The sequence below is a fragment of the Acidovorax sp. GBBC 1281 genome, from assembly GCF_028473645.1.
Lineage (GTDB): Bacteria > Pseudomonadota > Gammaproteobacteria > Burkholderiales > Burkholderiaceae_C > Paracidovorax.
The window spans coordinates 2,182,275-2,203,722 of sequence record NZ_CP097269.1 but is presented as its reverse complement, the minus strand read 5'-3'; the positions used below and the strand labels follow the sequence as shown (position 1 = coordinate 2,203,722).

The following is a 21,448-nucleotide window of genomic DNA, read 5'->3' as shown; positions in this document are numbered from 1 at the left end:
TTTAGTGTCTCCCCGCAGTGGTTGTGTAACCGTACCCTAAAAAATCCTTTAAAAGCAACGAGTTATAAAAGTGGTGGAGCTGGCGGGAATTGAACCCGCGTCCGCAAGCCTTCTTCGGGCAGATCTACATGTTTAGCGGTCTGTTTTGATTCTCATGGCCCACGTCGCGCAGTCGCACGCTACGTGGGTCACCAGTACCCTTGGATCTCGCTCCATGCCAAGGTACCCGGCACGGAACCAGCCAGCGTGAATAACCTTGCAGCCGGGAGGTCTTGCGACCCCCTTGCCCAGCCCGCTAGCATGCTGTTACAAGGCTCGATCACCGGTTTTTAAGCGGCGAGTGCGAGTGCGAAACGTTCGTCGTTTGCAGTTAGTTTTTTGAATGCAGATTTACGAGCGCCACTCAAGCTCGACATGCACCACGCCGATTCCGAACCCACGTCGAAACCAGGGCAGCCCCAAGACTCATATTTTAAGGCGCCGAGATCAATTGCAAGACCTCTAGCGGAGATTTAATTGCGGCCTGTGCGCCCCACTCGTGCACCGCGGTCTGCGTACCGAGGTAGCCGTATAAAGCGGCCACGGTGTGCATGCCAGCCGCAAGGCCCGCGACGATGTCGCGCTCATCGTCGCCGACGTAAATGCAATGCGCTGGCTCGATGTCCAGGCGTCTGGCGGCTTCGAGCAGGGGCTCAGGATGTGGTTTGCTGTGCGCGGTGGTGTCGCCACTGATCACCGCTCCAGCGCTGCTGAACAGCGGCGTGGCCGCCACCAAGACGTCCGTGAATCGTGCCGCCTTATTGGTGACGATGCCCCAGGGCATGCCACGCCGGGTCAACTCGGCGATCAATGCCTCCACGCCATCGAACACTTTCGTGCGCTGCTGAATGCAGGCCTCGTAGTTGACGAAGAACTCTTCCCGGAACGCAGGAAAGTCAGGATGGGCCGTATCCATATCGAATGCCACGGACAACATGCCCCTGGCTCCGGCCCCTGCCATGGGCCGATACCGCTCGGCAGGCAGAGACGGCAAGCCACGGTCCGTTCGCAATTTGTCGGCGGCAGCACCCAGGTCAGGAGCACTATCGATCAATGTGCCGTCGAGGTCGAACAAGACGGCACGAACATGGGTAAAGACAGGTGAACTCATACGGCGGCGCGGCGTGCAGCGAGCATGTAGTTGACCGAAGTGTCGGCACTCAGCCAATAGCGTTTGGTCAGCGGGTTGTACTCCAGTCCGCGGCTGTGAACGATATCAAGGCCCGCCAGCCGACTAGCGGACGCCAATTCGCTGGGCTTGATGAATTTCGCATACTCGTGCGTGCCTTTGGGCAGCATGCCCAAAATGTATTCGGCGCCGACGACTGCCAGCATGAACGCCTTGGCATTGCGATTGATGGTGGAAAAAAAGACCCAGCCGCCGGGCTTGACCAGACGCGCGCACGCTTTAATCACCGAGGCGGGGTCCGGCACGTGCTCCAGCATTTCCATGCAGGTGACGGTATCGAACGTGCCAGGCACTTCCGCAGCCAAGTCCTCCACGCTGATTTCGCGGTATTGCACATGGGGTGTCCCGGTTTCCAAGGCATGCAGTTGCGCGATGCGCAATGATTTGCTGGCCAGATCGATGCCCGTTACCTGTGCGCCTTTTCTGGCCATCGAATCGGAGAGGATGCCGCCACCACATCCTACATCCAGCACCTGCTGCCCTTCCAAACGCGATATGCCATTGATCCATTCCAGACGCAACGGATTAATCTGATGCAATGGGCGAAATTCACTTTCCGGATCCCACCAGCGGTGGGCGAGTGCGGAAAATTTGGCCAGCTCTGCTGGATCGGCATTAATGTGATCGCTCATGTGGGTAGGTGCTCCAAAAGAGATGGCCCATAAAAAAAGCCCCGTTTCCGGGGCTTTTTCGTGACTGATTCGGAAATCAGTTAGAAGCGCGGGTACCGACCACTTCGATTTCCACGCGACGGTTCTTCGCACGGCCTTCCTTGGTCTTGTTGTCGGCGACGGGTTGCTTCTCGCCCTTGCCTTCAGTGTAAACGCGGTTCTTTTCGATACCCTTGGACACCAGATAAGCCTTCACAGCTTCAGCGCGGCGAACCGACAGCTTCTGGTTGTAGGCATCGGTACCGACGGAGTCGGTGTGACCCACAGCGATAATGACTTCCAGGTTCACGCTCTTGACCTTGGAGACCAGGTCATCCAGCTTGGCCTTGCCTTCTGGCTTGAGCACGGACTTGTCAAAGTCGAAGAACGCATCGGCAGCGTACGTCACCTTGCTGGCCACTGCGGGAGCAGGAGGCGCTGCAGGAGCGGGCGTTGCAGCAGGTGCGGGAGCAGCAGCGGCAGGGGTAGAAGCAGGAGCCTGAGCAACCAGAGCACCATCACAACCGACAGCAGCGGTAGCAGGGGTCCAGTTGGCATCGCGCCAGCACAGTTCATTCGTGCCGTTCTTCCACACCAGTTCGCCGGTACCGTTCTGCCAGTTGTCAACAACCTTGCCGCCGTCGGCTGCTTTGACTTGAGCGCCAGCCGAGGTAGCAAGCACAGCAGAGGCCAACAACATCGCCACTTTGTTCAGTTTCTTCATGGTTCTCCTCTTGGGGAAAAAGCCGCAGCCGCGCTGCGAATATGGACGTCATCAGTGACCATCACTAAAAACGTTGAAATGATTGTGCCATACGTAACAACGCAAAGTGGTTGCAGACGGGGCGCGCACGGTAGGACAAAAGCGCTTTACCCCTGATGTGTTGCGCACTTGCGACAAGACGTTCCGCCTAGAATGGCCCTCCTCCGCCGTCCACGCAGTTCTCCATGACACAGTTCGCCAAAGAAACCCTGCCCATCAGCCTTGAAGAGGAAATGCGGCGAAGTTATCTCGATTACGCGATGAGCGTAATTGTGGGTCGCGCGCTGCCCGATGCGCGCGATGGCCTCAAACCGGTACACCGGCGCGTGCTGTTCGCAATGCACGAACTCAACAACGATTGGAACCGGCCCTACAAGAAGTCCGCCCGTATCGTTGGCGACGTGATCGGTAAATACCACCCGCACGGTGATCAATCGGTGTACGACACGATTGTGCGCATGGCGCAAGACTTTTCCATGCGCCATCTGCTCGTCGATGGCCAAGGCAACTTCGGCTCGGTGGACGGCGACAACGCGGCCGCCATGCGTTACACCGAAATCCGCCTGGCGAAGATCGCCCATGAAATGCTGGCGGACATCGACAAGGAAACCGTCGACTTCGGCCCCAATTACGACGGCAGCGAGAGAGAGCCGCTGGTTCTTCCCAGCAAGCTGCCCAATCTGCTGGTCAACGGCTCCGGCGGTATCGCCGTGGGCATGGCCACCAACATTCCCCCGCACAACCTCAATGAAGTAGTGGATGGTTGCCTGCACCTGCTGCACCACCCCGACGCATCCATCGACGATCTGATGGAGATCATTCCAGCACCCGACTTCCCCACGGCCGGCATCATCTACGGCATCAACGGGGTGAAGGACGGCTACCGCACGGGCCGCGGCAAGGTGGTCATGCGTGCGCGCTGCCACTTCGAGGACATCGACCGCGGCCAGCGCCAAGCCATCATCGTGGACGAGCTGCCGTACCAGGTCAACAAAAAGACGCTGCAGGAGCGGATGGCCGAGCTGGTGCACGAGAAGAAGATCGAAGGCATCAGCCACATCCAGGACGAGTCCGACAAGTCGGGCATGCGCCTGGTGGTCGAACTCAAGCGCGGCGAAGTGCCCGAGGTGGTGCTGAACAACCTGTACAAGCAAACGCAGCTGCAGGACACGTTCGGCATGAACATGGTGGCCCTGGTGAACGGGCAGCCGCGCCTTTGCAATCTGAAGGAACTGGTCAGCGTCTTCCTGCAGCACCGCCGCGAAGTGGTGACGCGCCGCACGGTCTTCGAACTGCGCAAGGCACGCGAACGCGGCCATGTGCTGGAAGGCCTGGCGGTGGCGCTGGCCAACATCGACGACTTCATCCGGATCATTCGCGAGTCGCCGACGCCCCCCGTGGCCAAGGCGGAACTGATGACCCGCTCGTGGGACAGCAAACTGGTGCGCGAGATGCTCACGCGCACCCGGGCCGACGGTGGCACCGTGAATGCGGACGACTACCGTCCGGAAGGGCTGGAGCGTGAATACGGAATGGGCCAGGATGGCCTGTACCGGTTGTCGGACACCCAGGCGCAGGAAATCCTGCAGATGCGTCTGCAGCGCCTGACCGGCCTGGAGCAGGACAAGATCGTTTCCGAATACCGGGACGTGATGGCCGTGATCGAAGACCTGCTGGACATCCTGTCCAAGCCAGAACGCGTCTCCGTCATCATTGGCGAAGAGCTGACGTCCATCAAGCAGGAGTTCGGCCAGCACAAGCTCGGGGCGCGGCGCAGCGTGGTCGAATACAGCGCCCAAGACCTGTCCACCGAAGACCTGATCACGCCCACCGACATGGTGGTCACGCTCAGCCACACGGGCTACATCAAGAGTCAGCCGCTGTCCGAATACCGGGCGCAAAAACGCGGCGGCCGCGGCAAGCAGGCGACGGCGACCAAGGAAGACGACTGGATCGACCAGCTCTTCATCGCCAACACGCACGACTACATCCTGTGCTTTTCCAACCGCGGTCGCCTCTACTGGCTCAAGGTCTGGGAAGTGCCGGCCGGCTCCCGCGGTTCGCGCGGCCGCCCGATCGTCAACATGTTCCCGTTGCAAGAAGGCGAAAAGATCAATGTGGTTCTGCCGCTGACCGGCGACATGCGGACGTTCCCGGCTGATCGCTACGTGTTCATGGCCACGAGCATGGGCACCGTTAAGAAGACGGCGCTCGATGAATTCAGCAACCCCCGCAAGGGCGGCATCATCGCCGTCAACCTGGATGATGGCGACTACCTGATCGGCGCGGCGCTCACCGACGGTGCGCACGATGTCATGCTGTTCAGCGATGGCGGCAAGGCGGTGCGTTTCGACGAAAACGACGTGCGCCCCCTGGGCCGCCAGGCACGCGGCGTGCGCGGCATGATGCTGGAAGACGGGCAGAGCGTGATCGCCATGCTGGTGGCCGAAGACGAGACCCAGAGCGTGCTCACCGCCACTGCGAACGGCTACGGCAAGCGCACCAGCATCGTCGAATACACGCGCCATGGCCGGGGCACCAAGGGAATGATCGCGATCCAGCAGAGCGAGCGCAACGGCAAGGTCGTGGCGGCCACGCTGGTCCACGCCGATGACGAGATCATGCTGATCACTGACAAGGGTGTTCTGGTTCGCACCCGCGTGTCGGAGATCCGCGAACTGGGCCGCGCCACCCAAGGCGTGACGCTGATCGCGCTGGACGAAGGCTCGCAGTTGAGCGGCCTGCAACGCATCGTGGAAAACGATGCCAATGTGCCGGACATCGACGCCGATGAAGAAGGTGGCACGCCGCCCGCAGACGCCTGATCCATGCCCCATGCGAAGCGCTCCGAAGGACGCTTTGCTATCACAACCATAGCAATCAGCCCTAGATAAATATGCGCTGAGGCCCTATTTCACTTGAAACCATGAATCGCCCGTACAACTTCTCCGCCGGCCCGGCCGCCATTCCCGCCGAAGTCCTGCAGCAAGCGGCTGCCGAAATGCTGGACTGGCACGGAAGCGGCATGGGCGTCATGGAGATGAGCCACCGCGGCAAAGAGTTCTTGTCGATCTACGAACAGGCCGAAGCCGACCTGCGTGAGCTGCTGGCGGTGCCTTCGCAGTTCAAGATCCTTTTCATGCAGGGTGGCGGTCTGGCTGAGAACGCTATCGTGCCGCTGAACCTCTCGCGCGCAGCGACGGTGGACATGGTCGTCACCGGTAGCTGGAGCCAGAAGTCGGTGAAGGAAGCCCGCAAATATGCGGCGGAAGTGCACGTGGCCGCATCGGGCGAGACCAGCCACTTCACCACGCTGCCCGAGCCAGCCAGCTGGGAGTTGAGCCGCGGCGCCAGCTACCTGCACCTGTGCAGCAACGAGACCATCCACGGCATTGAATTCCAAGAACTGCCCGACCTGAAGGCGCTGGGCAGCGATGCGCCCTTGGTCATCGATTTTTCCTCCCATGTGGCATCGCGCGCCGTCGATTGGTCGCGCGTGGGCCTGGCGTTCGGTGGAGCGCAAAAGAACCTGGGGCCCGCCGGCCTCACGCTGGTGGTGGTGCGGGAGGATCTGCTGGGCCACGCCCTGCCCGCCTGCCCCAGCGCTTTTGACTACAAGATCGTGGCGGACAACCAGTCCATGTTCAACACCCCGCCCACCTGGGGCATCTACGTGGCCGGCCTGACGTTCCAGTGGCTCAAGCGCCAGCGCGAGGGCGAACTGAGCGGGATCGCGGCGCTGGAGCATCGGAACATCGCAAAGGCCCGGCTGCTGTACGACACCATCGACCAGTCGCAGTTCTATGTGAACAAGGTGTCGGAGAACGCCCGGTCCCGCATGAACATTCCATTCTTCCTGCGCGACGAATCGCGCAACGATGCCTTCCTGGCAGGCGCCAAGGAACGCGGCCTGCTGCAGCTCAAGGGGCACAAATCGGTGGGCGGCATGCGCGCCAGCCTGTACAACGCCATGCCACTGTCGGGCGTCGAGGCCCTGGTGGCCTACATGCGAGAATTTGAGCGCAAACACGCCTGAAGCCCTGACAGTCCAGAGAAAACGCCCCCACACCTTTCATGACCATCCCGCAAGCCTCTCCGGACCTCGCCAGCCTGCGCGTCCAAATCGACAACATCGACCAGCAACTGCTCACGCTGCTGAACCAGCGCGCCCTGGTCGCCGAACGGGTGGGTGAGATCAAGAAGCGCGAAGGCACGCCCTTCTTCCGTCCCGACCGGGTGGCCCAGGTCATCGAGAAGATCCAGACCGCCAATCCCGGCCCATTGAAGGGGCCGCATGTCGCAGCCATCTGGCGCGAGATCATGTCCGCCTGCCTGGCACTCGAGTCCCCGCAGCGGGTGGCCGTGCTCGGCCCGGCCGGCACCTTCTGCGAGCAGGCGGCCGTGGAGTTCTTCGGTGGCGCGGCCGACCTCATGTACTGCGCCAATTTCGACGAAGTGTTCCACGCCACGGCGGCGGGCAGCGCGCAGTACGGCGTGGTCGGCGTGGAAAATTCGGTCGAGGGCGTGGTGACCCGGTCGCTCGATCTGTTCCTGCACACGCCTTGCCACGTGGTCGGCGAAGTGAGCCTGCTGGTGCGCCACAACCTGATGCGGCAGTCCGACTCGCTCGAAGGCATCGAAGCGGTGCTGGCACACCCGCAGGCGCTGGCGCAATGCCAGGGATGGCTCTCCAAGCACCTGCCCCACGCGGAACGCCGCCCAGTGTCCAGCAATGCGGAAGGGGCCCGGCTGGCCGCCACCAATCCGGCGTGGGCGGGCATTGCGAGCGAACGTGCCGCCACGCAATTCGGCCTGCACCTGGTCGCACATGCCATTCAGGACGATGCCTACAACCGCACCCGGTTCGCCATCATCTGCCTGCCGCACACGCTGCAGACGCCACCGCCGTCCAGCAAGGACTGCACCAGCCTGGTCATCTCGGTGCCCAATCGTCCCGGCGCGGTCCACGACCTGCTGGTGCCGCTCAAGACCCACGGCGTGTCGATGACCCGATTCGAATCCCGGCCGGCCCGCACGGGCCAGTGGGAGTATTACTTCTACATCGACCTCGACGGCCACCCGTCCCTGCCCCATGTGGCACGGGCCCTCGAAGAACTGCGTGCGCTGTGCGCGTTCTACAAGGTGCTGGGCACCTACCCGGTCGCGCCATGAGCGGGCCCGCCATGTTTGAACAGCTGGGGTTGATCGGCTGCGGCCTGATGGGAGGGTCGTTCGCTCTGGCCATGAAGAAGGCCGGCCTCGTCAAGCGCGTAGTCGGGTACAGCAAGTCGCCGTCCACCACCGACCGCGCCCGCCAGATGGGCGTGATCGATGTCGAGGCACCGTCCGCCTTGCTCGCCGTGGCGGGCGCCGACATCGTGCTCGTGGCCGTCCCCGTGGCCGCGACCGAGGCCACACTCAAGGCCATCAAGCACCTCGTCACACCGCAGATGCTGATCATGGACGTGGGCTCGACCAAGGCCGACGTGGTGCAGGCCGCACGCCGCGCCCTCCGCGACCAGGTGGGATCCTTCGTTCCGGCCCACCCGATCACCGGGCGCGAGGTGTCCGGCGTGGAATACGCGGAAGCCGAGCTGTACAGCGGGCGCCAGGTCATCCTCACGCCGACCGAGCGCACCTTGACCGCCCATCTGCAAAAGGCCGAAGAAGTGTGGCGCACGCTGGGCTGCCGGGTGCAAAGCATGTCGCCCGAATCGCACGACGCTGCCTTTGCGTCCGTCAGCCACCTGCCTCATTTGCTTGCCTTCGCCATGATGAACAGCATCACGGCGCAAGACCATGGCGATATGTTCCTGTCCCTGGCAGGCCCGGGCTTTCGCGATTTCACCCGCATCGCGGCCAGCGACCCCAAGGTCTGGCGAGACATTCTGCTGTCCAACCGCGAAGAGCTGCTGGCGCAGTCGCAGCTCTTCCAGCAGGCGTTGCAGCAGCTGGAGCAGACCATGCAGCAGGGCAACTCCCAGGCGCTGGAAGACCTGATCACCCTGGCCAGCGAAACCCGCGCGCACTGGCGCATGGGCGCGCAGCGCACACCCACCCCCAATTCCTGATGTTCAGCACCGAGTTTCTCGACCTCCCGCCCCTGGCCACGGCGGGTGGCGCCATCCAGCTTCCGGGCTCCAAAAGCATTTCCAACCGTGTTTTGCTGCTGGCGGCACTGAGCGAAGGCACCACGGAAATCCACGACCTGCTGGCATCCGATGACACCCGGGTCATGCTCGATGCGCTGCGTCAACTGGGTTGCACAGTGGATGAACAAGGCGCCAGCGTGCGCATCACGGGGCTGGGCACACAACCCGCCAACGCCCCGGCCGCCCTCTTCCTGGGCAATGCCGGCACGGCGATGCGCCCGCTGACGGCCGCGCTGGCACTGCTGGGCGGCGAGTTCGAGTTGTCCGGCGTGCCGCGCATGCACGAGCGGCCCATCGGTGACCTGGTGGATGCGCTGCGCCAGCTCGGCTGCCGCATCGACTACCTGGGCAACGAAGGGTTTCCGCCCCTGCGCATCGCACACGCCCAAGGCGTACCGCCGCTATCGCTGTCCAGGCCCATTCCCGTGCGCGGGGACGTGTCGAGCCAGTTCCTCACCGCCCTGCTGATGGCCCTGCCGCTGGTCGCGGTCCAACAAGACGTGGTGATCGAGGTGGTGGGCGAGCTGATTTCCCGGCCCTACATCCACATCACGCTGCAGTTGCTGTCGCGGTTCGGCATCGATGTGCAGCATGACCAGTGGCAGCGGTTCACCATCCCGGCCGGAAGCCGATACCGTTCGCCCGGGAGCATCCACGTCGAGGCCGACGCGTCTTCGGCCAGCTATTTCATTGCGCTGGGTGCCATCGCCGGCGTTGCCGAGCAGGACGACGGCGTGCAGATCCTGGGCGTGGGGCAAGACTCCATCCAGGGGGATATCCGCTTCATCGAGGCCGCGCAGGCCATGGGCGCACAGGTCACGGGCGGGCCCAACTGGCTGAAGATCCGCCGCGGCGCATGGCCGCTCAAGGCCATCGACCTGGACTGCAACCACATTCCCGACGCCGCCATGACGCTGGCCGTCATGGCCCTCTATGCCGAAGACACGACCACGCTGCGCAACATCGCCAGCTGGCGCGTCAAGGAAACCGACCGCCTGACCGCCATGACGACCGAGCTGCGCAAACTCGGCGCCACGGTGGAGGAAGGCGCGGACTTCCTGCGCGTCACGCCCCCGGCTGCGCCTGCCGGCTGGCGGGCCGCCAGCATCCACACCTACGATGACCACCGCGTGGCCATGTGCTTTTCACTGGCGGCCTTCAATCCGGCGGCGCTGCCCGTTCGCATCCAAGACCCCAAGTGCGTGGCCAAGACGTTTCCGGATTATTTCGAGGCGCTGTTTTCCGTCACGCACCCCCCCACGGAACGCATTCCGGTGATCTGCATCGACGGCCCCACCGCATCCGGCAAGGGCACCGTGGCCGCCGCCGTGGCGCAGCGGCTGGGCTACCGGTTTCTGGACTCGGGCGCCATGTACCGAATCGCGGCGCTGGCGGCCTTGCGGGCGGGCCTGCAGATCGATGCGGCGCACGAGCCGCGCATCGCGACGCTCGCACGCGGACTGCCCGTGCGATTCGAAGGCGGGCGGATCTGGCTCGGCGCCGATGATGTGACTGATACCATCCGCACTGAAGAAGCGGGAATGAATGCGTCGCGCGTCTCCGCACTGCCCGCCGTGCGGGAGGCACTTGTGGCCCTGCAGCACAGCTTCCGGCGGCTTCCGGGGCTGGTGGCGGACGGGCGCGACATGGGCACCGTGATCTTTCCCCAGGCCGCATTGAAGGTCTACTTGACCGCCAGCGCGGCATGCCGGGCCGAACGCCGGCATAAACAGTTGATTTCAAAGGGGATTTCGGCTAGCATCGCAGACCTTCGCGCCGATTTGGAGGCGCGCGACGCCCGGGACAGTTCCCGCAGCGTTGCGCCCTTGAAGCCGGCGCAGGATGCCCTGGTTCTGGACAACTCTTCGCTCACGGTCGATGCGGCTGTCGAGCAGGTGCTTGCCTGGTGGCAGGAACGACAGCCCTTCGCCACCTAGGCACGGGGTTGCAACCCGAGGCTCACGCCCCGGACAGGCCCGCCCGGCCCCACAGGCACCCAGTGCCCAGACCGTGCGGTTCTCCAACCTAACCGCGGTTTTGCCGCAAAAAACCTCCGCAGGCAGCTCTAAAAACGATGGCAATGGTGCTGTCGGAACCCTGTTTGCGGCTTTAGGAAATACATGTCTGAATCTTTTGCCGCCCTTTTCGAAGAGTCCTTGACACGCACCGAAATGCGTCCGGGCGAAGTGATCACCGCCGAAGTCGTGCGCGTGGAACACAACTTCGTCGTGGTGAACGCCGGCCTCAAGTCCGAAGCCTACGTGCCCCTGGAAGAGTTCAAGAACGATAAGGGCGAAGTCGAAGTCCAAGTGGGCGATTTCGTCTCCGTGGCCATCGGCTCGATCGAAAACGGTTACGGCGACACCATCCTGTCGCGTGACACCGCCAAGCGCCTGGCCTCCTGGCTGGCGCTGGAAAAGGCCCTGGAATCCGGCGAATTCGTCACCGGCACGACCAGCGGCAAGGTCAAGGGTGGCCTCACGGTGCTGGTCAACGGCATCCGCGCCTTCCTGCCAGGTTCGCTGATCGATACGCGTCCGATCAAGGACCTGACGCCTTACGAAAACAAGACCCTGGAATTCAAGGTCATCAAGCTCGACCGCAAGCGCAACAACGTGGTGCTGTCGCGCCGCGCGGTGGTGGAAGCCTCCATGGGCGAAGAGCGCGCCAAGCTGATGGAAACCCTCAAGGAAGGCTCCATCGTTCAGGGCGTGGTCAAGAACATCACCGAATACGGTGCGTTCGTGGACCTGGGCGGCATCGACGGCCTGCTGCACATCACCGACATGGCATGGCGCCGCGTTCGCCATCCTTCGGAAGTGGTCACGGCCGGTCAGGAAATCACGGCCAAGATCCTCAAGTTCGACACCGAAAAGAACCGCGTGTCCCTGGGCCTCAAGCAAATGGGCGACGATCCATGGATGGGCGTTTCGCGCCGCTATCCTTCGGGCACCCGCCTGTTCGGCAAGGTCACGAACATTGCCGACTACGGCGCATTTGTGGAACTGGAACCCGGCATCGAAGGCCTGGTGCACGTCTCCGAAATGGACTGGACCAACAAGAACATCGCTCCTTCCAAGCTCGTGTCGCTGGGTGACGAAGTCGAAGTCATGGTCCTCGAGATCGACGAAGACAAGCGCCGCATCAGCCTGGGCATGAAGCAGTGCAAGGCCAACCCATGGCAAGAGTTCGCACAGAACACCAAGCGCGGCGACCGCGTCAAGGGCCCGATCAAGTCGATCACCGACTTCGGCGTGTTCGTGGGTCTGGCTGCCGGCATCGACGGCCTGGTGCACCTGTCCGACCTGTCCTGGAACGAAACCGGCGAAGCCGCCGTTCGCAACTACAAGAAGGGTCAGGAAGTCGAAGCGATCGTGCTGGCCGTGGACGTGGACCGCGAACGCATCTCGCTGGGCATCAAGCAGCTCGACGGCGACCCATTCACCACCTTCGTGACGGTGAACGACAAGGGCCAGACGGTGACCGGCAAGGTCAAGACCGTGGACGCCCGTGGCGCTGAAATCGACCTCGGCGAAGACATCATCGGCTACCTGCGCGCTTCGGAAATCTCCCGCGACCGCGTGGAAGATGCCCGCAATGTGCTCAAGGAAGGCGACGAAGTCACGGCCGTGGTGGTGAACGTGGATCGCAAGACCCGCAACATCCAGCTGTCGATCAAGCAAAAGGACATGGCCGACGAGCAAGGCGCCATGGCCAACCTGAGCCAGCAATCGAGCCGCGAAAGCGCCGGCACGACCAGCCTGGGCGCCCTGCTGCGCGCCAAGCTGGACAACTCGGACAAGTAATCCGAGAGTCAGGCAACGACCGCTTCGGCGGTTGTGAATGGCGGGCGCCTCGTGCGCCCGCTTCTTTTTGTTCTGTTTCCCAGGTTGCAAAGACTAGGATTCCATGACCCGATCAGACCTCGTTGAAGAACTGGCAGCACGGTTCAGCCAGCTCACCCAGCGCGATGCCGAATACGCCGTCAAGACCATTCTGGACGCCGTGGGCGACGCATTGGTGCGCGACCACCGCATCGAGATCCGGGGTTTTGGCAGCTTTTCGGTCAACCGCCGCCCACCCCGCATGGGCCGCAATCCCCGCAGCGGCGAAGCCGTGGCGATCCCGGAAAAGCGCGTGCCCCACTTCAAGCCCGGCAAGGCCCTGCGCGAAGCCGTAGACCAGCGCACGGTCGAAATGGGCATCGTCGATGCACCGGCGCAAAAACATCAAAATTGATAGCTGCCTGCGCTTGGCTGTCAAGCGCCAGGAGCCCGTGGCACGGGTATCGGTGCAGATGGCAGACGCGCCACGGCGTGCCCGTAGAATGCCCCCACACCACCGGGGAGACGCATGAAATACCTCCTGTGGCTGCTCAAGGCAGCCATTTTTTTTACCCTGTTCGCTTTTGCGCTGAACAACCAGCAAGACGCCACCGTGCACTTCTTTTTCGGCACGCACTGGAGCGCCCCCCTGGTGCTCGTCGTGCTGACGGCCTTCGCGGCCGGGGTCGTCGTGGGCGTGCTGGGCATGGTGCCCCGCTGGTGGAAGCACCGCAGCGCCGCCCGGCGCGCACAGGCCGCGTTGCCGGCTGAAGCCCCGGCCCCCGCACCGGTCGCGGCCCCAGCCGTGCCGGACCTGCAACAACAACCGCCCTCCATCCATGGAATTTGATTTCAGCTGGCTGCTGCTGGGCCTGCCGCTGGCGTTCGTGCTGGGGTGGTTCGCCTCCCGCTTCGACCTGCGGCAACTGCGCGAGGAGAACCGCCGCGCGCCCAAGGCCTATTTCAAGGGCCTGAACTTCCTGCTCAACGAGCAGCAGGACCAGGCGATCGATGCCTTCATCGAGGCGGTGCAGAACGATCCGGACACGTCCGAATTGCATTTCGCGCTGGGCAACCTCTTTCGCCGCCGTGGCGAGTACAACCGCGCGGTCCGCGTGCACGAGCACTTGCTGTCGCGCGGCGACCTGAGCCGCACCGACCGCGACCGGGCACAGCATGCGCTGGCCCTGGACTTCCTCAAGGCCGGCCTGCTCGACCGCGCGGAGGATGCCCTGCGGCGGCTGGAGAACACGCCGTTCGAGAGCCAGTCGCGCCTGGCCCTGCTGGCCATCTACGAACGCTCGCGCGACTGGCCGCAGGCGGCGGCCATCGCCCGCAAGAGGCACGGATCGCACCAGGGCGACTTCAGCACGCGGCAGGCCCACTACCTGTGCGAGCAGGCCATCGCGCGGGCCGCGCAAGGCGACCAGGAAGCCGCGCAGGCGCAGTTCGAAGAGGCCGTGGCCGCCGCGCCCCACGCCCCCCGCCCGCGCATCGAACTGGCCCGCCTGCACCACCGCTGCGGCCGGCCGGAACAGGCGTTTTCCACGCTGCTGGAACTGTCGCGCGAATCGCCCGGCGCCCTGCCCCTGGCCGCCCCGTTGCTGGTCGAAGTGGGCGCAGCCACCCAGCGCGCCGAGGAAACCTACCAGTTGCTGCTGGGCCACTACGAGCGGGCGCCGTCGCTGGACATGCTGGAGGCCATCGTGTCGATGGACGCCGCCTCGGGCGACGCGTCCCGGCCCGGGCCGCAGTGGTACGTGCGCCATCTGGACAAGGAGCCCTCGCTGGTGGCGGCCGCGAAGTGGCTGGCGCAGGAAACACTGGAGCACGAGCAGTTCCATCCCCAGGTGCAAAAGGCGCTGGACCAAGCGACAAAGCCGCTCACCCGCTACCGCTGTGCGGCCTGCGGCTTCGAGGCGCGGCAGCATTTTTGGCAGTGCCCCGGCTGCCAGACCTGGGACAGCTACCCCGCCCGGCGGGTGGAAGAGCTATGAGGCTGCGGGGGATCAAGGCCCTGCTGATGGCCATGGCCGCAGCCGTTCACTGCGCTGCCGCCGTGACGGCGGTGGAGGTCAACACGGCGTCCGTCGCCGACCTCGACGGGGTCAAAGGCATCGGCCCGGCACTGTCGGCCAGGATTCTCCAGGCCCGGGAGAAAGGTCCGTTCCAGAACTGGCCAGACCTCGTCGGCCGCGTCCCGGGCCTGGGCAAGGCCTCCGCCGCGCGCCTGTCCAGCGAAGGCCTCACGGTGAACGGTGCCGCGTTCGGCGGCGCGCCGGCCGCAGCCGTCCCATCGCCGCCCATGGCGGGCGCGTCGCGTTAGACACCCAACGGATTGCGAGCCAGCAGCACGCCCAATCTCCGGGCTCTGCTAGGGTATTCATAGCATGTCCGAAAGGCATGCCCGTAGAATCGTCCGGGCATGCCCCTGATCCTCCTCGTCCTCCTCCCCTTCATCGGCAGCCTGCTGGCGGCGGTGCTGCCGTCGAACGCGCGCAACACCGAATCCACACTCGCCGGTGCGATCGCGCTGTTCTGCGCGGTGCAGGCCGCGCTGTACTTTCCGGAGATCGCCGCGGGCGGGGTGCTGCGCCAGGAAATCCCCTGGCTGCCCGCGCTGGGGCTGAACCTGGTGATCCGCATGGACGGATTCGCCTGGATGTTCTGCATGCTGATCCTGGGCATCGGCTCGCTGGTGGTGCTGTATGCGCGCTACTACATGTCGCCGGCCGATCCGGTGCCGCGCTTCTTCTCGTTCTTCCTGGCGTTCATGGGGGCGATGGCCGGTGTGGTGCTGTCGGGCAACATCATCCAGCTGGCCTTCTTCTGGGAACTCACCAGCCTGTTCTCCTTCCTGCTGATCGGCTACTGGTACCACCGCCAGGACGCGCGACGGGGCGCTCGCATGGCGCTCACGGTGACAGGCACGGGCGGGCTGTGCATGCTGGCCGGCATGCTGGTGATCGGGCACATCGTGGGCAGCTACGACCTCGACCATGTGCTGGCCGCCGGCGAGCAGATCCGCAACCACCCGTGGTACCTGACGGCCCTGGTGCTGGTGCTGCTGGGCGCGTTGACCAAGAGCGCGCAGTTCCCCTTCCACTTCTGGCTCCCCAACGCCATGGCCGCGCCGACACCCGTGTCGGCCTACCTGCACTCGGCCACGATGGTGAAGGCCGGCGTCTTCCTGCTGGCGCGCATGTGGCCCGTGATGGGCGGCACCGAGCCCTGGTTCTGGCTGGTGGGCGGCGCGGGCGTGTGCACGCTGCTGGTGGGCGGCTACGCGGCCATGTTCCAGAACGACCTCAAGGGGCTGCTGGCGTATTCCACGATCTCGCACCTGGGCCTGATCACGCTGCTGCTGGGGCTGAACAGCCCGCTGGCGGCGGTGGCGGCGGTGTTCCACATCATGAACCACGCCACCTTCAAGGCCTCGCTTTTCATGGCGGCGGGCATCGTGGACCATGAAAGCGGGACGCGCGACATCCGGCGCCTGTCCGGGCTGCGCACCATGATGCCGGTGACGGCCACCCTGGCGATGGTGGCCAGCGCCTCCATGGCGGGCGTGCCGCTGCTCAACGGCTTTCTGTCCAAGGAAATGTTCTTCGCCGAGACGGTGTTCCTGGACGCCTCACCGCTGGTGGCGACCGTGCTGCCCGTCGCCGCCACGCTGGCCGGCGTGTTCAGCGTGGCCTACTCCCTGCGCTTCATCGTGGATGTGTTCTGGGGGCCACGCGCGCAAGACCTGCCGCGCCAGCCGCACGAGCCCCCGCACTGGATGCGCGTGCCGGTGGAACTGCTGGTGCTGGCCTGCCTGGTGGTCGGCATCTTTCCCGCGTGGTCGGTGGGCCAGTACCTGGACGCGGCGGCGCGGCCAGTGGTCGGCGGCCCGTTGCCCGAGTTCAGCCTGGCCATCTGGCACGGCTTCAATACCCCCTTCGTGATGAGCCTGGTCGCCCTGGGCGGCGGCACCGCGCTGTACCTTCTGCTGCGCCGCCAGCGCGCCGCCGGCAAGGTGGATGCGCCCCCGCTCATCTACCGCGTGAGCGGGCGGCGCCTGTTCGAGATCGCCCTCACCTGGCTCACGCTGTGCGGGCACAACGGCCGGCGCCTGATGGCCACGCCGCGGCTGCAGTGGCAGATGCTGTGGCTGGTGCTGGCTGCCCTGGCCGCTGCCGCCCTGCCGCTGTGGACGCAGGGCCTGCAGCTCGGCGACCGCGGCACGCTGCCCCTGTCACCGGCCTTCGTCGTGCTATGGACGCTGGGCTCGATCTGCGCGGTGGCCGCGGCATGGCAGGCCAAGTACCACCGGCTGGCGGCACTGACGCTCATGGGCGGCGCGGGCATGTGCACCTGCATCACCTTTCTGTGGTTCTCGGCGCCCGACCTGGCACTCACGCAGATCGTGGTGGAGATCGTCACCACCGTACTCGTTCTGCTGGGCCTGCGCTGGCTACCGCGGCGCGACGAGCGGTTGCGCGGCGTGGACACAACCCACCCGGGCATCGTGCGGGCACGGCGGCTGCGCGACATGGCGGTGGCGCTGGCCGCCGGCGCCGGCATGGCCTGGCTGGCCTTCACCATGATGAGCCGGCCGTTCCCTGAAAGCACGTCCACCTTCTTCCTGGAGCGCGCGCAGACCGAGGGCGGCGGCACCAACGTGGTCAACGTGATGCTGGTGGACTTCCGCGGCTTCGACACCTTCGGCGAGATCGTGGTGCTGGGCATCGTCGCCCTGACGGTGTATGCGCTGCTGCGCCGCTTCCGCCCCGCGCGCGAGACCATGGACCTGCCCGAGCAGCAGCGCAACATGCCGGCCGATCTGCAGACCGACCTGCTCAATCCGCGCAATGCGACCGACACCGCCATCGGCTACCTGATGGTGCCCGCCGTGCTGGTGCGGCTGCTGCTGCCGTTCACGGCCCTGGTGTCGTTCTACATGTTCATGCGCGGCCACAACGAGCCTGGCGGCGGCTTCGTGGCCGGGCTGGTGCTGTCGGTGGGGCTGCTGCTGCAATACATCATCTCGGGCACGCACTGGGTCGAGGCGCATCTGCCGCTGTACCCGCGCCGCTGGATCGGCATGGGGTTGCTGTTCGCCCTGGGTACCGGGCTGGGTGCCATCGCGCTGGGCTATCCGTTCCTGACCAGCCACACCGCGCACCTGCACCTGCCGGTGATCGGCGAGATCCACATCGCCAGCGCGCTGTTCTTCGACATCGGCGTGTTCACCCTGGTCGTCGGCTCGACGCTGCTGATCCTCACCGCCATCGCCCACCAATCGGTGCGCGGCCACCGCTACCACGCGCGCCTGGCCGAGGAGCGCGAGGCCGAGCTGGCGGCCAGCCCCGACACCACCGCCCCCGAAGGAGGAGTCCGCTGATGGAAATCGTTCTCGCCATTGCCATCGGCGTGCTCACCGGCTCCGGCGTGTGGCTGCTGCTGCGCCCACGGACCTTCCAGGTCATCATGGGCCTGGCCCTGCTGTCGTATGCCGTCAACCTGTTCATCTTCAGCATGGGCCGCCTGGGCTTGGCCATCAACAAGGAACCCGTGCTGGTGGAAGGTGTTCCGAAGGACCTGCTGCACTATGCCGACCCCATGCCGCAGGCGCTGGTGCTGACCGCCATCGTGATCGGCTTCGCCATGACGGCGCTGTTCCTCGTGGTGCTGCTGGCATCGCGCGGCATGTCGGGCACCGACCATGTGGACGGCACGCGCTCGCACGACGTGCAGGAGATGCCGTGACCCCGGCCCTCGCGCACGCCCTTTCCGCATGGATGCCGCACCTGATGCTGGTGCCCATCGTGCTGCCGCTGCTCACCGCCGCGCTGATGCTGCTGCTGCGCGAAGAGCGCCAGCGGCTCAAGCTGGGCCTGAACATCGCATCCACGTTCCTCGGCCTGCTGGTGGCCACGGCGCTGCTGCTGTGGACGGCCCAGGCCACCGTGCCCACCACCATGGGCGTGTACCTGCCGGGCAACTGGCCCGCGCCGTTCGGCATCGTGCTGGCGCTGGACCGGCTCTCGGCCATGATGCTGGCGCTGACCAGTGCCGTCGCGCTGTGCTCCATCGTCTTCGCGGCCGCCCGCTGGCACCGCGCCGGGGTGCACTACCACCCGCTGTTCCAGTTCCAGCTGATGGGGCTGGCGGGCGCGTTCCTCACCGCCGACCTGTTCAATCTGTTCGTGTTCTTCGAGATCATGCTGGCCGCCTCCTACGGGCTGCTGCTGCACGGCTCGGGCCGCACGCGCGTGCAGGCCGGGCTGCACTACATCGCGATCAACCTGGCGGCGTCGTCGCTGTTTCTCATCGGCGTGTCGATGCTGTACGGCATCACCGGCACGCTGAACATGGCCGATCTGGCGCAGAGCATTCCCAAGGTGGCGGCGGCGGACCGGGGCCTGCTGCACGCGGCGGCGGCCATCCTGGCCACGGCCTTCCTCATCAAGGCCGCGATGTGGCCGCTCAACTTCTGGCTGGTGCCGGCCTACAGCGCCGCCACCGCGCCGGCCGGCGCGCTGTTCGCGCTGATGACCAAGGTGGGCGTGTACACCATCCTGCGGCTGTGGACGCTCATGTTCAGCAGCGAGGCCGGCGCCTCCGCGCTGTTCGGCAGCCTGTGGCTGATCGGCGGCGGCATGATCACCATGGCCTTCGGCGGCATCGGCATGCTGGGCTCGCAGCGGCTCACGCACCTGGCGGGCTATGCGGCCATTCTTTCGTCCGGCACGCTGCTGGCGGCGGCCGGTTTCGGGCAGAACGTGCTGACCGCCGGGCTGCTGTACTACCTGCCCAGCTCCACGCTGGCGATCAGCGCGATGTTCCTGCTGGGCGACCTGATCGACCGCTGGCGCAACGACGGCGCCACGCTCGCGCCGCACGAGCGGCACGATGACGCGCCTTTCCTCACGGCCGAGCTGGTGCCCGCCGCGGGCCTGAACCTCGACGAGGACGAGACCGTGCTGATCGGCCGGGTCATTCCCGCCGCCGCCGCCTTCCTGGGCCTGGCCTACCTGCTGTGCACGCTGGTGATCGCCGGGCTGCCGCCGCTGTCGGGCTTCGTGGGCAAGTTCGCCATGCTGACGGCGCTGCTGAACCCGCTGGGCCTGGGTTCGTCATCCGGCTACCAGCCCGGCACGCCGGGGTGGGTGCTGCTGGCGCTGATGATCGTCACCGGCCTCTTCGCGCTGATCGCCCTCACCCGCACCGGCATGCGCTATTTTTGGACCACGCACGACCGCCGCCCGCCCCAGCTGCGCGTACTGGAAGGCCTGCCGATCGCGCTGCTGCTGGCCGGGTGCATCGGCCTCACGCTGTACGCCGGCGCGGTGATGCGGTTCACGCAGGCCACCGCCAACGCGCTGCACACCCCGTCCAGCTACATCCGCGCGGTGATGTCGGCGCGGCCCGTGCCCGGGCCGGTCACGCCGGCGCAGCCGCCCGCGAAGGAGACGCCATGAAGCGCCTGTTCCCGGCCCCGCTGCTGTCCGTGGCGCTGTTCGTGATGTGGCTCATGCTCAACCGCTCGGTGAGCGCCGGGCAGCTCGTGCTGGCGGCGTGCGTGGCCATCGCCATCCCTGCGCTCACGCGTGGCCTGCGGCCCCTGCCGGTGCGCATCCGCCGGCCCGGCACCGTGCTGCGGCTGGTGGCGTCCGTCATCGCCGACAGCGTGGTGTCCAACCTGCGGCTGCTGCGCTTTCTGGCAACGCCATCGGGCCACCGGCCGCACCCGCCGGGCTTCGTGCAGATTCCACTGGAGATGCGCGACCCGAACGCCCTGGCGGTGCTGGCGATGATCGTGTGCATCACCCCCGGCACGTCGTGGGCCGAACTGTCGCTGGACCGTTCGGTGCTGATGCTGCACGTGCTGGAACTGGACGACAAGCAGGCCACCATCGATCACGTCAAAACGCGCTACGAGCGCCCCCTGATGGAGATTTTCGAATCATGACCAACGGTTCCATCCTGTCCATCGCGCTGCCGGTCGCCGTCTTCCTGCTGGTGCTGGCGATGTCCTGCGCCCTGGTGCGCATGCTCAAGGGCCCGTCGGCGCAGGACCGGGTGCTGGCCCTGGACTGCATGTACCTGAACGGCATGCTGTGCATGCTGGTGCTGGGCATCTACTACGGCAGCACGAACTACTTCGAGGCGGCGATGCTGATCGCGCTGCTGGGCTTTGCCAGCTCCACGGCGATGGCCAAGTTCCTGCTGCGCGGCGAGGTGATCGAATGACCGCCACCACCCTGCCCCTGTGGGCCGAGATCGCCATCGCGGCCCTGGTGCTGGCCGGGTGCGGCATCGCCCTGCTGGGGTCGCTCGGGCTGCTGCGCCTGCCGACCTACTTCGAGCGGGTGCACGCGCCGTCCGTGATCGCCACGCTCGGGTGCTGGTGCATCGTGCTGGCCACGCTGCTGTACTTTTCGGTCCAGGGCGCCGGGCTGGCGCTGCACCCGCTGCTCATCGGCCTGTTCGTGGCGGTCACCGTGCCGGTGACCAACATCTTCCTGATGCGCGCTGCCCTGTTCCGCGCGCGCCGGGCCGGCCAGAACGTGCCGCCCAGCCTGAGCCGCCTGCACGAGAGCACCGACCGCGACTCCTGAGGCGATCGTCGGCGCATCTTCTCGGCGTGTTTCTCGGCGCCTTCTTCGATGTGCTTGCTACCAAATTTGTAGCAATATGCCCTAGAAGAATATGCCGCCACGGCCTGTTTGACCACATGCCGAACGGTCCGTACCGGACGAGCGGCATCGGTGGCTGGACACAGCCGAACGCTACTAATTCAATAGCATGATGCCCTAGTGGAATATGCGCTGGCGGCCTTTTCC

Annotated in this window: 19 protein-coding genes and 1 other RNA gene; 16 read left to right on the top strand and 4 right to left on the bottom strand. The window is 65.3% G+C overall.

Going from position 1 to position 21,448, the window contains the following annotated elements:
* Positions 1-71 precede the first annotated feature (71 nt).
* The 4 genes from ssrA to ompA all read right to left on the bottom strand — a co-directional run bounded on the left by ssrA (position 72) and on the right by ompA (position 2,602).
* Positions 72-460: a transfer-messenger RNA gene (gene ssrA / locus M5C96_RS10110) on the bottom strand.
* Between the two features lie 12 nt (positions 461-472).
* Positions 473-1,150: a phosphoglycolate phosphatase gene (gene gph, locus M5C96_RS10105; RefSeq protein ID WP_272568901.1), complete on the bottom strand. Its 678-nt coding sequence runs from the start codon at positions 1,148-1,150 to the stop codon at positions 473-475.
* Complete coding sequence (gene ubiG / locus M5C96_RS10100) at positions 1,147-1,860, bottom strand: bifunctional 2-polyprenyl-6-hydroxyphenol methylase/3-demethylubiquinol 3-O-methyltransferase UbiG (protein WP_272568898.1); 714 nt, start codon at positions 1,858-1,860, stop codon at positions 1,147-1,149. Before ubiG ends, gph begins: the two co-directional genes overlap by 4 nt.
* 76 nt (positions 1,861-1,936) lie before the next feature.
* Complete coding sequence (gene ompA, locus M5C96_RS10095) at positions 1,937-2,602, bottom strand: outer membrane protein OmpA (RefSeq protein ID WP_272568896.1); 666 nt, start codon at positions 2,600-2,602, stop codon at positions 1,937-1,939.
* 224 nt (positions 2,603-2,826) lie between these two features.
* Between ompA and gyrA the strand changes: the two genes are divergently transcribed.
* From gyrA to mnhG, 16 genes are all read left to right on the top strand, one after another.
* The gene (gene gyrA / locus M5C96_RS10090) at positions 2,827-5,466 is read left to right on the top strand and encodes a DNA gyrase subunit A (RefSeq protein WP_272568894.1); all 2,640 of its coding nucleotides are present in this window, start codon (positions 2,827-2,829) and stop codon (positions 5,464-5,466) included.
* 101 nt (positions 5,467-5,567) lie between these two features.
* Positions 5,568-6,677 carry a 3-phosphoserine/phosphohydroxythreonine transaminase gene (gene serC / locus M5C96_RS10085; RefSeq protein WP_272568891.1) on the top strand — a complete coding sequence of 370 codons (1,110 nt, stop codon included), beginning with the start codon at positions 5,568-5,570 and terminating at the stop codon, positions 6,675-6,677.
* Positions 6,678-6,715: 38 nt separating this feature from the next.
* Positions 6,716-7,813 carry a prephenate dehydratase gene (pheA, locus tag M5C96_RS10080; protein WP_272547924.1) on the top strand — a complete coding sequence of 366 codons (1,098 nt, stop codon included), beginning with the start codon at positions 6,716-6,718 and terminating at the stop codon, positions 7,811-7,813.
* 11 nt (positions 7,814-7,824) lie between these two features.
* Positions 7,825-8,712, top strand: coding sequence for a prephenate dehydrogenase (locus tag M5C96_RS10075; RefSeq protein WP_272568889.1), 888 nt, complete (start codon positions 7,825-7,827; stop codon positions 8,710-8,712).
* A complete protein-coding gene (locus tag M5C96_RS10070; protein ID WP_272568887.1) occupies positions 8,712-10,730 on the top strand; it encodes a bifunctional 3-phosphoshikimate 1-carboxyvinyltransferase/cytidylate kinase in 2,019 nt (672 codons plus the stop codon). Before M5C96_RS10075 ends, M5C96_RS10070 begins: the two co-directional genes overlap by 1 nt.
* Before the next feature lie 183 nt (positions 10,731-10,913).
* Complete coding sequence (gene rpsA, locus M5C96_RS10065) at positions 10,914-12,599, top strand: 30S ribosomal protein S1 (protein WP_092739611.1); 1,686 nt, start codon at positions 10,914-10,916, stop codon at positions 12,597-12,599.
* Between the two features lie 103 nt (positions 12,600-12,702).
* Positions 12,703-13,032 carry an integration host factor subunit beta gene (locus M5C96_RS10060; RefSeq protein ID WP_272568884.1) on the top strand — a complete coding sequence of 110 codons (330 nt, stop codon included), beginning with the start codon at positions 12,703-12,705 and terminating at the stop codon, positions 13,030-13,032.
* A gap of 114 nt (positions 13,033-13,146) precedes the next feature.
* Positions 13,147-13,467, top strand: coding sequence for a LapA family protein (locus M5C96_RS10055; RefSeq protein WP_272568882.1), 321 nt, complete (start codon positions 13,147-13,149; stop codon positions 13,465-13,467).
* Positions 13,457-14,614: a lipopolysaccharide assembly protein LapB gene (lapB, locus tag M5C96_RS10050; RefSeq protein ID WP_272568880.1), complete on the top strand. Its 1,158-nt coding sequence runs from the start codon at positions 13,457-13,459 to the stop codon at positions 14,612-14,614. The genes M5C96_RS10055 and lapB overlap by 11 nt, the downstream gene beginning before the upstream one ends.
* 26 nt (positions 14,615-14,640) lie before the next feature.
* On the top strand, positions 14,641-14,943 hold the full coding sequence (locus M5C96_RS10045) for a ComEA family DNA-binding protein (protein ID WP_272568878.1): 303 nt from the start codon (positions 14,641-14,643) through the stop codon (positions 14,941-14,943).
* 99 nt (positions 14,944-15,042) lie between these two features.
* Complete coding sequence (locus M5C96_RS10040; RefSeq protein ID WP_272568876.1) at positions 15,043-18,003, top strand: monovalent cation/H+ antiporter subunit A; 2,961 nt, start codon at positions 15,043-15,045, stop codon at positions 18,001-18,003.
* On the top strand, positions 18,003-18,368 hold the full coding sequence (locus M5C96_RS10035; RefSeq protein ID WP_272568874.1) for a Na+/H+ antiporter subunit C: 366 nt from the start codon (positions 18,003-18,005) through the stop codon (positions 18,366-18,368). The genes M5C96_RS10040 and M5C96_RS10035 overlap by 1 nt, the downstream gene beginning before the upstream one ends.
* 32 nt (positions 18,369-18,400) lie before the next feature.
* Positions 18,401-20,083: a monovalent cation/H+ antiporter subunit D gene (locus M5C96_RS10030; protein ID WP_272569676.1), complete on the top strand. Its 1,683-nt coding sequence runs from the start codon at positions 18,401-18,403 to the stop codon at positions 20,081-20,083.
* Positions 20,080-20,574, top strand: a complete 495-nt coding sequence (locus M5C96_RS10025) for a Na+/H+ antiporter subunit E (protein WP_272568872.1) — start codon at positions 20,080-20,082, stop codon at positions 20,572-20,574. Before M5C96_RS10030 ends, M5C96_RS10025 begins: the two co-directional genes overlap by 4 nt.
* Entirely contained in the window at positions 20,571-20,855 is a 285-nt protein-coding gene (locus M5C96_RS10020; RefSeq protein WP_272568870.1) for a K+/H+ antiporter subunit F, read from the top strand. The genes M5C96_RS10025 and M5C96_RS10020 overlap by 4 nt, the downstream gene beginning before the upstream one ends.
* On the top strand, positions 20,852-21,223 hold the full coding sequence (mnhG, locus tag M5C96_RS10015) for a monovalent cation/H(+) antiporter subunit G (protein WP_272568869.1): 372 nt from the start codon (positions 20,852-20,854) through the stop codon (positions 21,221-21,223). The genes M5C96_RS10020 and mnhG overlap by 4 nt, the downstream gene beginning before the upstream one ends.
* Positions 21,224-21,448 lie beyond the last annotated feature (225 nt).

Excerpts from the sequence above, each read along its gene's own strand:
- gph (WP_272568901.1), bottom strand. The coding sequence starts at position 1,150 with ATGAGTTCACCTGTCTTTACCCATGTTCGTGCCGTCTTGTTCGACCTC.
- rpsA (WP_092739611.1), top strand. The coding sequence starts at position 10,914 with ATGTCTGAATCTTTTGCCGCCCTTTTCGAAGAGTCCTTGACACGCACC.
- serC (WP_272568891.1), top strand. The coding sequence starts at position 5,568 with ATGAATCGCCCGTACAACTTCTCCGCCGGCCCGGCCGCCATTCCCGCC.
- M5C96_RS10040 (WP_272568876.1), top strand. The coding sequence starts at position 15,043 with ATGCCCCTGATCCTCCTCGTCCTCCTCCCCTTCATCGGCAGCCTGCTG.
- M5C96_RS10030 (WP_272569676.1), top strand. The coding sequence starts at position 18,401 with ATGCCGCACCTGATGCTGGTGCCCATCGTGCTGCCGCTGCTCACCGCC.
- ubiG (WP_272568898.1), bottom strand. The coding sequence starts at position 1,860 with ATGAGCGATCACATTAATGCCGATCCAGCAGAGCTGGCCAAATTTTCC.
- M5C96_RS10045 (WP_272568878.1), top strand. The coding sequence starts at position 14,641 with ATGGCCATGGCCGCAGCCGTTCACTGCGCTGCCGCCGTGACGGCGGTG.
- gyrA (WP_272568894.1), top strand. The coding sequence starts at position 2,827 with ATGACACAGTTCGCCAAAGAAACCCTGCCCATCAGCCTTGAAGAGGAA.
- M5C96_RS10070 (WP_272568887.1), top strand. The coding sequence starts at position 8,712 with ATGTTCAGCACCGAGTTTCTCGACCTCCCGCCCCTGGCCACGGCGGGT.
- M5C96_RS10035 (WP_272568874.1), top strand. The coding sequence starts at position 18,003 with ATGGAAATCGTTCTCGCCATTGCCATCGGCGTGCTCACCGGCTCCGGC.
- M5C96_RS10060 (WP_272568884.1), top strand. The coding sequence starts at position 12,703 with ATGACCCGATCAGACCTCGTTGAAGAACTGGCAGCACGGTTCAGCCAG.
- M5C96_RS10025 (WP_272568872.1), top strand. The coding sequence starts at position 20,080 with ATGAAGCGCCTGTTCCCGGCCCCGCTGCTGTCCGTGGCGCTGTTCGTG.
- lapB (WP_272568880.1), top strand. The coding sequence starts at position 13,457 with ATGGAATTTGATTTCAGCTGGCTGCTGCTGGGCCTGCCGCTGGCGTTC.
- M5C96_RS10020 (WP_272568870.1), top strand. The coding sequence starts at position 20,571 with ATGACCAACGGTTCCATCCTGTCCATCGCGCTGCCGGTCGCCGTCTTC.
- mnhG (WP_272568869.1), top strand. The coding sequence starts at position 20,852 with ATGACCGCCACCACCCTGCCCCTGTGGGCCGAGATCGCCATCGCGGCC.
- ompA (WP_272568896.1), bottom strand. The coding sequence starts at position 2,602 with ATGAAGAAACTGAACAAAGTGGCGATGTTGTTGGCCTCTGCTGTGCTT.
- M5C96_RS10055 (WP_272568882.1), top strand. The coding sequence starts at position 13,147 with ATGAAATACCTCCTGTGGCTGCTCAAGGCAGCCATTTTTTTTACCCTG.
- M5C96_RS10075 (WP_272568889.1), top strand. The coding sequence starts at position 7,825 with ATGTTTGAACAGCTGGGGTTGATCGGCTGCGGCCTGATGGGAGGGTCG.
- pheA (WP_272547924.1), top strand. The coding sequence starts at position 6,716 with ATGACCATCCCGCAAGCCTCTCCGGACCTCGCCAGCCTGCGCGTCCAA.